This window comes from Streptomyces murinus, assembly GCF_002154555.1.
GTDB lineage: Bacteria > Actinomycetota > Actinomycetes > Streptomycetales > Streptomycetaceae > Streptomyces > Streptomyces murinus.
Genome location: NZ_MUNF01000359.1, coordinates 1 through 10,470, shown reverse-complemented (window position 1 = coordinate 10,470; position 10,470 = coordinate 1). Strand labels below are relative to the sequence as shown.

The window sequence follows — 10,470 nt, the reverse complement described above, 5'->3', positions numbered from 1 at the left end:
CACCCAAGGCCCGCATCCCCCATCCGCAGCAACCCCCGCCCCCGTACCCGCGCATCGGCGCGGGGCTGTGGCGGCGCTGTCTGGTCGGCGGGCTCGCGGTGTGGGTGCCGGCCGCGGGACTGGCCCTCGCGACCCGGAGCACGGCGGCGCTCGTGGTGCCCGTCCTGCTGGGCGCGTTCCTGGCCCCAGTGGTCTTCGTGCTGTGGGCGTACGAGCGGCATGGCCGGGACCTCGGCGTCAGCGCGGTGCTCGGCTGCTTCCTGGCGGGCGGGGCGCTCGGCGTGCTCGGCGCCTGCCTCACGGCCGCGTCCGCGCCCCACCCCTCCCCGGGCCGGTATCTGACCGTCGCCCTGGCCGAGGAGGCGGCCAAGCTGGCGGCGCTGGCGTTCGCGCTGCGCCGGCAGCCGGCCGTCCACGGGATGCGGGCCGGTCTTGTGCTGGGCGCCGCCGTGGGCGCCGGCTTCGCGGCCCTGGAGAGCACCGGGCACGCCCTCGACGCGGCCCTGTGGGCACCGGACCCCTGGGGGCAGCTGGAGACGGAACTGGTGCGCGGGCTGCTCGCGCCCCTCGGGCAGGGCGCCTGGACCGCGGTCGCGGGCGGTGTGCTGCTGGCGCTGCGCCGCCCCGACGGCCGCTTCCGGTACGCGCCGCCGGTGATCGCCGCCGGGATGGGCGTCGCCCTGCTGCACGCCCTGGCGGACACGGCGCGCGGCCTCGCGCCCTGGCTGGTCGTACGGCTCACCGGCCGGGGCGTGGAGACCGGGCTGTTCGCGCCGGGGTACCCGCCGCAGCCGAGCGCCGCCCAGCAGCATCTGCTGACCCTGGTCTCCGCCCTCGGACCGGCCCTCGTCGCGCTGGCCGGACTGTCCTGGGCGCTGTCACTCGCCCGACGCAATCCTCCGTATCCTCCTTGGAAAAATACCCCCTAGGGGTATACTCTGACGAGGGTGGGGAAACCATCGGGAACAGCACCGGCGAACACCACCGGCCCCACGTGCCACGACGAGGAGAACGACATGAGCGCCCAGACCGACACCCCGGCCGCCGTCACCACCGTCTACCGGGTGACCGGCATGAGCTGCGGGCACTGCGAGGGATCCGTCTCCGGCGAGATCTCCCAGCTCCCCGGCGTCACCTCGGTGAAGGCCGTCGCGTCGAGCGGCGAGGTGACCGTCGTCTCCGCGGCCCCGCTGGACGACGAGGCCGTCCGCGCCGCCGTGGACGAGGCCGGCTTCGAGCTGGCCGGCAAGGCCTGAGCAGCGCCCTTCCACAGTCCCGACCGGCCGTGCCGACCAGCTGATACTGGCTCCGTGCGGTCCGGTCCGATGTCTGGAGTCCGGACATGACCAGCACCATCGCAGAACAAGCAGAGCAAGCGGACACCGTCATAACCCCCGGTACGACGTCCTCCGGTACGGCATCCTCCGGTGCGGCGTCCGAGGTCGAGCTGCTCATCGGCGGGATGACCTGCGCCTCCTGCGCGGCCCGCGTCGAGAAGAAGCTCAACCGCATGGACGGCGTCAGCGCCACCGTCAACTTCGCCACCGAGAAGGCGAAGGTCAGCTACGGCGCGGGCGTCGAGGTCGCCGATCTGATCGCCACCGTCGTCAAGACCGGGTACACCGCCGAGGAACCCGCCCCGCCGCGACCCGAGCCCGAGGCCGAGGCCCCGGATTCCGCCGGGCAGGACCCCGAACTCGGCGCGCTGCGCCACCGGCTGCTCGTCTCCGCGCTGCTCGCCCTGCCCGTCGTGCTGCTCGCGATGATCCCGGCCCTCCAGTTCGACAACTGGCAGTGGCTCTCCCTCACCCTCGCCGCGCCCGTCGTCGTCTGGGGCGGGGCGCCCTTCCACCGCGCCGCCTGGACCAACGCCCGGCACGGCGCGGCCACCATGGACACCCTGGTCTCGGTCGGCACGCTGGCCGCGTTCGGCTGGTCGCTGTGGGCGCTGTTCTTCGGCCACGCCGGGATGACCGGCATGCACGACGAGTTCCGCCTCACCGTCTCCCGGATGGACGGCGCCTCCACCATCTATCTGGAGGTCGCCTCCGGCGTCATCGCGCTGATCCTGCTCGGCCGCTATCTGGAGGCCCGCTCCAAGCGGCGCGCCGGCGCGGCCCTGAAGGCGCTGCTGGAGCTGGGCGCCAAGGACGTGGCCGTGCTGCGGGACGGGCGTGAGGTGCGGGTGCCGGTCTCGGCGCTGGCGGTCGGCGACCGGTTCGTCGTACGGCCCGGCGAGAAGGTCGCCACCGACGGCACCGTGGTCGAGGGCGTCTCCGCGGTCGACGCCGCCATGCTGACCGGCGAGTCGGTGCCGGTGGACGTCGGCCCCGGCGACCAGGTCACCGGCGCCACGGTCAACGCGGGCGGGCGGCTCGTCGTCGAGGCCACCCGGGTCGGCGCCGACACCCAGCTGGCCCGGATGGCCAGGCTGGTGGAGGACGCGCAGAACGGCAAGGCCGAGGTGCAGCGGCTGGCCGACCGGGTCTCCGCGGTGTTCGTGCCCGTGGTCATCCTGATCGCGCTCGCCACCTTCGGGGTCTGGCTCGGTGTCACCGGGGACGCGGTCTCCGCGTTCACCGCCGCCGTCGCCGTGCTGATCATCGCCTGCCCCTGTGCGCTGGGCCTCGCCACGCCGACCGCGCTGATGGTCGGCACCGGGCGCGGCGCCCAGCTCGGCATCCTGATCAAGGGCCCCGAGGTCCTGGAGTCCACGCGCCGCGTGGACACCGTCGTCCTGGACAAGACCGGCACCGTCACCACCGGCCGGATGACCCTCCAGACGGTGTACGCCGCCGACGGCGAGGACGAGAAGGAGCTGCTGCGCCTCGCGGGCGCCCTGGAGCACGCCTCCGAGCACCCGGTCGCCCGCGCCGTCGCGGCCGGCGCCGAGGAACGCGTCGGCGCGCTCCCCGCGGTCGAGCACTTCGAGAACGTCCCCGGGCGGGGCGTGCGCGGGCGCGTGGACGGCCGTGAGGTGGCCGTGGGGCGCCTGTACGACGACGTTCCCGAGGAGCTGGCCCTGGCGGCCGCCGAGGCCGAGCGGGAGGGCCGTACGGCCGTCCTGGCGGGCTGGGACGGCCGGGCCCGCGGGGTGCTCGCGGTCGCCGACGCGATCAAGGAGACCAGCGCCGAGGCGATCCGCGAGCTGCGTGCCCTCGGGCTGACGCCGGTGCTGCTCACCGGGGACAACCGGACGGTCGCCGAGTCGGTCGCCAGGGCCGTCGGTATCGACGCGGCCCATGTGTACGCGGAGGTGCTGCCGGAGGACAAGGTGGACGTCGTACGACGCCTGCGGGCCGAGGGCCGCGCGGTGGCCATGGTCGGCGACGGGGTCAATGACGCGGCCGCCCTCGCCACCGCCGACCTGGGCCTCGCGATGGGCACCGGCACGGACGCGGCGATCGAGGCGGGCGATCTGACACTGGTCCGCGGTGACCTGCGGACGGCCGCCGACGCGATCCGGCTGTCCCGGCGGACGCTGGCCACCATCAAGGGCAACCTCGTCTGGGCGTTCGGCTACAACGTGGCCGCGCTGCCGCTGGCCGCCACCGGCCTGCTGAATCCGATGATCGCGGGTGCCGCGATGGCCTTCTCCTCGGTCTTCGTGGTGACCAACAGCCTGCGGCTGCGCCGGTTCCGGTGAGATTCCGCTCGAAGACGAAACCGGAGTCCCTCTAGAGACGGGCGCGAGCCTCACATAAGCTCTTCACAAGGCTCGCGCATCTTCCTTACGCGCAGGCCCCGATCGACAGATCAGGGCTCTTGCGCATCAAAGGGACATATGCAAGAGACGCAGATCACAGTGATGTGAACGTAACCATCGAAGGGGTTCGAAGGTCTAAGTTGGCGATGTCGGATCGGCGTCTTGGGGGGCGCTGTTCCGACGTCTGGGGATGTCTTGGGGGACGTCTCCGGAGATGCGTTGCCGGGGCACGTACACCGGGAAGTCTTTGAGCGGCCCTCCCGGCGTGCCTGTCCCGGCAGACCGCAATCGACAGCGATTCAGGCGCTGTCCTCTCTGAGCGCCCGGCCCGGATCCCGTGGGGGGAATCCGCACCGGGACATGGGAAGGCGCCCTGGTCGTCGGCCCGTGGGGGGACCGGCGTCTCAGGGCGCCTTCTTTTCTGCCCGTGTCTCAGGCGGTGCGGCTGCGGCTCAGCGGGCCTCGACCGGCACGAAGTCGCGCTCGACCACGCCCGTGTAGATCTGGCGCGGGCGGCCGATGCGGGAACCGGGCTCCTTGATCATCTCGGTCCACTGGGCGATCCAGCCCGGGAGGCGGCCGAGGGAGAACAGCACGGTGAACATCTCGGCCGGGAAGCCCATGGCCCGGTAGATCAGACCGGTGTAGAAGTCCACGTTCGGGTAGAGGCTGCGCGAGACGAAGTAGTCGTCGGAGAGCGCGTGCTCCTCCAGCTTGAGCGCGATGTCCAGCAGCTCGTCGGACTTGCCGAGGGCCGAGAGGACGTCGTGCGCGGCGGCCTTGATGATCTTGGCGCGCGGGTCGAAGTTCTTGTAGACCCGGTGGCCGAAGCCCATCAGACGGACGCCGTCCTCCTTGTTCTTCACCTTGCGGATGAAGGTGTCGACGTCGGAGCCCGAGTCGCGGATGCCTTCCAGCATCTCCAGGACGGACTGGTTGGCGCCGCCGTGCAGCGGGCCCCAGAGCGCGTTGATGCCGGCCGAGATCGACGCGAACATGTTGGCCTGCGAGGAGCCGACGAGGCGGACCGTGGAGGTCGAACAGTTCTGCTCGTGGTCGGCGTGCAGGATCAGCAGCTTGTCCAGCGCGGAGACGACGACCGGGTCCAGCTCGTACTCGTCGGCGGGGACCGAGAACGTCATGCGCAGGAAGTTCTCGACGTAGCCGAGGTCGTTGCGCGGGTAGACGAACGGGTGGCCGATCGACTTCTTGTACGCGTACGCCGCGATCGTCGGAAGCTTGGCGAGCAGCCGGATCGTGGAGAGGTTGCGCTGCTTCTCGTCGAACGGGTTGTGGCTGTCCTGGTAGAAGGTGGACAGCGCCGAGACGACCGAGGACAGCATGGCCATCGGGTGGGCGTCGCGCGGGAAGCCCTTGTAGAAGTTCTTGACGTCCTCGTGCAGCAGCGTGTGCCGCGTGATCTCGCCCTTGAACGTCGTCAGCTCGTCGACGGTGGGCAGCTCACCGTTGATCAGCAGGTAGGCCACCTCCAGGAAGGTGGAGCGCTCGGCCAGCTGCTCGATGGGGTAGCCGCGGTAGCGGAGGATGCCCGCCTCGCCGTCGAGGTAGGTGACCGCGGATTTATAGGCGGCCGTGTTGCCGTACCCGCTGTCGAGGGTCACCAGCCCGGTCTGGGCGCGCAGCTTCCCGATGTCGAAGCCCTTGTCGCCGACGGTGCTGTCGACCACCGGGTAGGTGTACTCGCCGTCGCCGTACCGCAGTACTACAGAGTTGTCGCTCACGTCTTCCCTCACCGACGTAGTGCCTCATCTTCGAGGTGCCCTGACTGTCTCTACCATCCCCCATTTGGCTCAGGAGAGTGCACTCGGGGTCGACCATTGGGCCTATTGACGGCACTCAGTGCCGCCAACCTGCTCATCCTGCCCCCTCGGCGAGGCATCTGGAAGTGCTCTGTGACCTTCACGACTCATTTGATCGATCATTTTTCCCGGCGAGCCTGAAGTCCAGGGCTGTACACCGCCGTCCGGCTGACACCGTGCGGACGGCCTGGCCGATCGCCCGGCGCGAACCCACCAGCACAACCAGCTTCTTGGCCCGGGTGACGGCCGTGTAGAGCAGGTTCCGTTGCAGCATCATCCATGCTCCCGTGGTGACGGGAATCACCACGGCGGGATATTCACTTCCCTGTGAACGGTGGATGGTCACCGCGTACGCGTGCGCGAGTTCGTCCAGTTCGTCGTATTCATACGGAACCTCCTCGTCCTCGTCGGTCAGCACCGTGAGCCGCTGGTCGACGGGATCGAGCGCGGTGACGACGCCCACGGTGCCGTTGAAGACCCCGTTCTTCCCCTTCTCGTAATTGTTGCGAATCTGGGTCACCTTGTCGCCGACCCGGAAGACCCGGCCGCCGAACCGCTTCTCCGGCACATCGGGCCGGGCGGGCGTGATGGCCTGCTGGAGCAGCCCGTTGAGCGCACCGGCGCCGGCCGGGCCCCGGTGCATGGGCGCGAGCACCTGGACATCGCGCCGCGGGTCGAGCCCGAACTTGGCGGGCAGGCGCCGCGCCGCCACGTCCACGGTGAGCCGCCCGGCCTCCTCGGTGTCGTCCTCCACGAAGAGGAAGAAGTCCTTGAGCCCGTCGGTGAGAGGGTGCTTCCCCTCGTTGATCCGGTGCGCGTTGGTGACGACGCCGGACTGCTGGGCCTGCCGGAAGACACGGGTGAGACGGACGGCGGGGACCGGGCTGCCGGGCGCGAGGAGGTCGCGCAGCACCTCTCCGGCGCCGACGCTGGGCAGCTGGTCGACATCCCCGACGAAGAGCAGATGCGCTCCGGGCGGTACGGCCTTCACCAGCTTGTTGGCGAGGAGGAGGTCCAGCATGGACGCCTCGTCCACGACCACCAGGTCGGCGTCGAGGGGCCGTTCCCGGTCGTACGCCGCGTCGCCGCCGGGCTTCAGCTCCAGCAGCCGGTGCACGGTGGAGGCTTCGGCGCCGGTCAGCTCGGCCAGCCGTTTGGCGGCGCGGCCGGTCGGGGCGGCGAGCACCACCTTGGCCCGCCGGGCGCGGGCCAGCTCCACGACGGAGCGGACGGTGAAGGACTTGCCGCAGCCGGGGCCGCCGGTGAGCACGGCGACCTTCCGGGTGAGCGCGAGCCGGACGGCGGCCTCCTGCTCGGGCGCGAGGTCGGTGCCGGTGCGCCCGTGGAGCCAGCCGAGGGCCTTGCCCCAGTCGACGTCCTGGAAGCCGGGCATCCGGTCCTCGTCGGTGCGCAGGAGGCGCAGCGTCTGGGCGGCGAGGGACAGTTCGGCGCGGTGGAAGGGCACGAGGTACACGGCGGTGACGGGCTCGCCCCCGTCCGGTCCTGGCACCTTCTCCCGTACGACACCGGGGTCGGTGCCGTCCTCCGGTTCCCGGGCCAGTTCCCCGAGGCACTCGATGACGAGTCCGGTGTCGACCTGGAGGAGTTTGACGGCGTCCGCGATGAGGCGTTCCTCGGGCAGATAGCAGTTGCCCTGGTCGGCGGACTGGGAGAGGGCGTACTGGAGGCCGGCCTTGACGCGTTCGGGGCTGTCGTGGGGGATGCCGACGGACTGGGCGATCTTGTCGGCGGTGAGGAACCCGATCCCCCAGACATCGGCGGCGAGCCGATAGGGGTTCTTCCTGACGACATCGATCGACTGATCCCCGTACTTCTTGTAGATCCGCACGGCGATGGAGGTGGACACCTCGACGGTCTGGAGGAAGAGCATGACCTCCTTGATCGCCTTCTGCTCCTCCCAGGCCTCGGCGATCTTCTTGGTCCGCTTGGGCCCGAGCCCCGGCACCTCGATCAGCCGCTTGGGTTCCTCCTCGATGACGCGGAGGGTGTCGACGCCGAAATGCCGGGTGATCCGGTCGGCGAAGACGGGCCCGATGCCCTTGACCAGCCCGGAGCCGAGGTAGCGCCGCATGCCCTGCACGGTGGCCGGGAGCACGGTGCTGTAGTTCTCGACCTGGAACTGTTTCCCGTGCTGGGGATGGCTCCCCCACCGCCCCTCCATCCGCAGGGACTCCCCGACCTGGGCCCCGAGCAACGCCCCGACGACGGTGAGCAGATCACCCCCGCCTCTCCCGGTGTCCACCCGGGCAACGGTGTACCCGTTCTCCTCATTGGCGTACGTGATCCGCTCCAGCACACCTTCGAGCACAGCCATCCGCCGCTCACCGGTGTCGGTCCCCGCCTGTTGTGCCATGGGTCGACGGTAGCGGTGGGGGGTGACAGGGGGTGGGGGCGGCGGTCTCTCGTCATTTTCCCCTGGCATATGCAACCTCTTGCGGTCCGGCTCGTTGGTCACGTCGTACGACAGGAGGGAGTGTCGATGGTCGGCTCGTCGCACGAGGCGTTGCACCGGATCTTCCAGAAGGATCCCGCGGTGTTGACGAAGGCGTTACAACGGGTGCTGCACGTGCCGTTTCCGGAGCCGCGGGAGATCGTGGCCATGAACGTGGACCTCACCGAGATCGAACCGGTCGAGCGCCGGGTGGACACGTTGATGCGGGCGGAGACGGACGAGGGCACGTATCTGCTGGTGGTGGAGTCGCAGGGGAAGGCGGACGACCGGAAGCGGGGCAGTTGGCCCTACTACCTCGCCTACTTGTACGAGAAGTACCGCTGCGAACCGGTGCTGATCGTGGTCACGCAGAGCAGTACGACCGCCAAGTGGGCCTCACGGCCGATCCGGTTCGGCTTCCGGGGCTGGCACTCGATGACGGTGCGTCCGCTGGTGCTGGGGCCGGACAACGTGCCGATGATCACCGACGAGCACTGGGGCGAGCAGGACCCGTCCCTCTCGGTGTTCTCGGCGATGACACACGGACGCGGGCCCCAGGCTCCGGCCATACTGGAATCCCTGGCAGCCATTCTGAAGACCGTCGATCCGGATACCGCGTCGGCCTACGCGCAGTTTGTCGACTCCTGCTTGACCGACTCCCAAGCGAAGCAGATGTGGAGGGACTTGATGAAGACCGTCCAGTACTTCTGGCGCCACCCGCTGGCGGAACAGGTGCGTGAGGAGGGCCGCGAGGAAGGACGGGAAGAGGGCCGGGAAGCTTGTCGGCGGATGGTCTTCCTCCTCCTCCAATCGCGCCGCATCCCCGTTTCCGGCACCGCCCGCGCGCGCATTGAGGACTGCACCGACCTCGGCCAGCTGGAGGCGTGGGCCGAGCGGGCCGTACACGCGGCCGACGCCGACGAGTTGTTCACCGACGAGTGATCCAGTACCGGGAATGGGAGGTGGCATAGGTGGGACAGATCCAGTACTTCTGGCGTCACCCTCTCGCCCTACAGGTGCGTGAAGAGGGGCGGGAGGAGGTCCGTGAAGCTTGCCGGCGGATGCTGCTCCGCTTCCTCGAATGGAGCCGCGGCCCCCTCTCCGACACCGCCCGCGCACGCATCCAGGCCTGCACCGACCTCGACCAGCTGGAGACCTGGTTCGAGGGAGCCCTGCACGCGGTGAAGATGGAGGAGTTGTTCGCCGAGGAGTGACCCGGCGGCCGGGGGCGTGGGCGGTCAGGCTCACGCCCCCAGTTGTGCGGCGGCCCGGGTGAGACGGGATTCCAGGGCTTCCAGGACGCGGAGGACGTCCGCCTGTTCGGTCGGGGAGAGGTTGCCCAGGGTGGCGTCCTCCAGTTGGCGCCACAGGGATTCGACCTGCTCGCGCAGCGCGTGGCTCGCGGTGGTGGCCTCGATCAGGTAGGCGCGTTTGTCGTCGGCACAGGGACAGCGGCGCACGAAGCCGGCCTGTTCCAGGCGGCGGACCGTGCGGGCCATGGTCGCCGCGTCGGAGTCGAGCAGGCGGACGAGGTCGGCCTGCCGCTGCGGGCCGAGTTCCCACAGCTGCATCATGACCAGCTCCTGGCCGGGATGCAGGCCCACCCGGCGCAGCAGCTGCCCGGCGATCATGCGGTGCGTGCGGGCCACACGGAAGATCGCATGGCTGACCGGGCCGCCCGTCGCGGCCGAGGGCACCGCCACCGCCACGTCCGCCGCCGCGTCCGCCGGGGGCATGGTGCCTTCTTCGCCCGTACCTTCGGCTGCGGATGCCTTCATCGTCTGCGCCTCCTTCGAGCAATAGATCCTGCTCGGACAGGATAACCCGCCCGGACCACCCATTCCCCGCTTCCGGCGAGCACAGAAACCCCCTCCGTGGCCGTCGTCACGCCTGGTTGCGGAATACCTCCGAGCAGTTTTACTGTTCGAACAGGTAAATCGCCATCACGTGGAGGGCTTGATCATGACCACCACCGCTTTCGACCCGATCGACCTGGGCGGCACACGCCTCGCCAACCGCATCGCCATGGCGCCGATGACCCGCAGCCGCGCCTACGGACCCGGTGCGAGCGCGACCGAGGCGATGGCCACGTACTACGCGCAGCGCGCCGGCGCCGGGCTGATCATCACCGAGGGCGTGCAGCCGTCGGTGGTCGGCCAGGGGTACCCGGACACCCCCGGCCTGCACTCCGAGGAGCAGGTCGCGGCCTGGCGGCAGGTCACCGACGCCGTGCACCGCGCGGGCGGCGTGATCTTCGCTCAGCTCATGCACACCGGCCGGATCGGGCACCCCGCGCTGCTGCCCGACGGGCTCGTCCCCGTCGGCCCCTCGCCCGTCGCCGCGGCCGGGCAGGTGTTCACCCACGAGGGCATGAAGGACTTCGTCGTCCCGGCCGAGCTGACCGAGGCCGAGATCGAGGGGACCATCGAGGACTTCGCCCGCGCGGCCCGCAACGCCGTCGCGGCCGGTTTCGACGGCGTTGCGGGCCGCGC

9 protein-coding genes are annotated in these 10,470 nt (G+C 70.2%); 6 read left to right on the top strand and 3 right to left on the bottom strand.

Annotation, left to right across the window (positions count from 1 at the left end; all coding sequences use genetic code 11):
* From CCN72_RS21745 to CCN72_RS21735, 3 genes are all read left to right on the top strand, one after another.
* On the top strand, window positions 1-929 hold a 929-nt coding region (locus CCN72_RS21745), incomplete at its 5' end, for a PrsW family glutamic-type intramembrane protease (protein WP_244174363.1).
* A gap of 87 nt (window positions 930-1,016) precedes the next feature.
* Window positions 1,017-1,256, top strand: a complete 240-nt coding sequence (locus tag CCN72_RS21740) for a heavy-metal-associated domain-containing protein (protein WP_085564812.1) — start codon at window positions 1,017-1,019, stop codon at window positions 1,254-1,256.
* An 86-nt stretch (window positions 1,257-1,342) separates the two neighbouring features.
* Window positions 1,343-3,646, top strand: coding sequence for a heavy metal translocating P-type ATPase (locus tag CCN72_RS21735; protein ID WP_086808967.1), 2,304 nt, complete (start codon window positions 1,343-1,345; stop codon window positions 3,644-3,646).
* 512 nt (window positions 3,647-4,158) lie between these two features.
* On the opposite strand, the gene CCN72_RS21730 is transcribed toward CCN72_RS21735, so the two are convergent.
* Both CCN72_RS21730 and recD2 read right to left on the bottom strand, forming a co-directional pair.
* Complete coding sequence (locus tag CCN72_RS21730; protein ID WP_037651658.1) at window positions 4,159-5,448, bottom strand: citrate synthase; 1,290 nt, start codon at window positions 5,446-5,448, stop codon at window positions 4,159-4,161.
* Between the two features lie 178 nt (window positions 5,449-5,626).
* Entirely contained in the window at window positions 5,627-7,900 is a 2,274-nt protein-coding gene (recD2, locus tag CCN72_RS21725; protein ID WP_086808966.1) for an SF1B family DNA helicase RecD2, read from the bottom strand.
* A 126-nt stretch (window positions 7,901-8,026) separates the two neighbouring features.
* Between recD2 and CCN72_RS21720 the strand changes: the two genes are divergently transcribed.
* Together CCN72_RS21720 and CCN72_RS21715 are read left to right on the top strand one after the other, a co-directional pair.
* Window positions 8,027-8,920 (top strand): hypothetical protein, encoded by an 894-nt coding sequence (locus CCN72_RS21720; RefSeq protein ID WP_086808965.1) that lies wholly within the window; start codon window positions 8,027-8,029, stop codon window positions 8,918-8,920.
* Window positions 8,921-8,949: 29 nt separating this feature from the next.
* Window positions 8,950-9,192 carry a hypothetical protein gene (locus CCN72_RS21715; RefSeq protein WP_086808964.1) on the top strand — a complete coding sequence of 81 codons (243 nt, stop codon included), beginning with the start codon at window positions 8,950-8,952 and terminating at the stop codon, window positions 9,190-9,192.
* Between the two features lie 30 nt (window positions 9,193-9,222).
* On the opposite strand, the gene CCN72_RS21710 is transcribed toward CCN72_RS21715, so the two are convergent.
* Window positions 9,223-9,756 (bottom strand): MarR family winged helix-turn-helix transcriptional regulator, encoded by a 534-nt coding sequence (locus tag CCN72_RS21710; protein WP_402146050.1) that lies wholly within the window; start codon window positions 9,754-9,756, stop codon window positions 9,223-9,225.
* Between the two features lie 184 nt (window positions 9,757-9,940).
* On the opposite strand from CCN72_RS21710, the gene CCN72_RS21705 reads away from it, so the two are divergent.
* On the top strand, window positions 9,941-10,470 hold a 530-nt coding region (locus CCN72_RS21705), incomplete at its 3' end, for an oxidoreductase (RefSeq protein WP_483027276.1).

Bases quoted from the DNA above. Each gene is read 5' to 3' on its own strand.
- CCN72_RS21740 (WP_085564812.1), top strand. From the start codon at position 1,017: ATGAGCGCCCAGACCGACACCCCGGCCGCCGTCACCACCGTCTACCGG.
- CCN72_RS21735 (WP_086808967.1), top strand. From the start codon at position 1,343: ATGACCAGCACCATCGCAGAACAAGCAGAGCAAGCGGACACCGTCATA.
- recD2 (WP_086808966.1), bottom strand. From the start codon at position 7,900: ATGGCACAACAGGCGGGGACCGACACCGGTGAGCGGCGGATGGCTGTG.
- CCN72_RS21720 (WP_086808965.1), top strand. From the start codon at position 8,027: ATGGTCGGCTCGTCGCACGAGGCGTTGCACCGGATCTTCCAGAAGGAT.
- CCN72_RS21710 (WP_402146050.1), bottom strand. From the start codon at position 9,756: ATGAAGGCATCCGCAGCCGAAGGTACGGGCGAAGAAGGCACCATGCCC.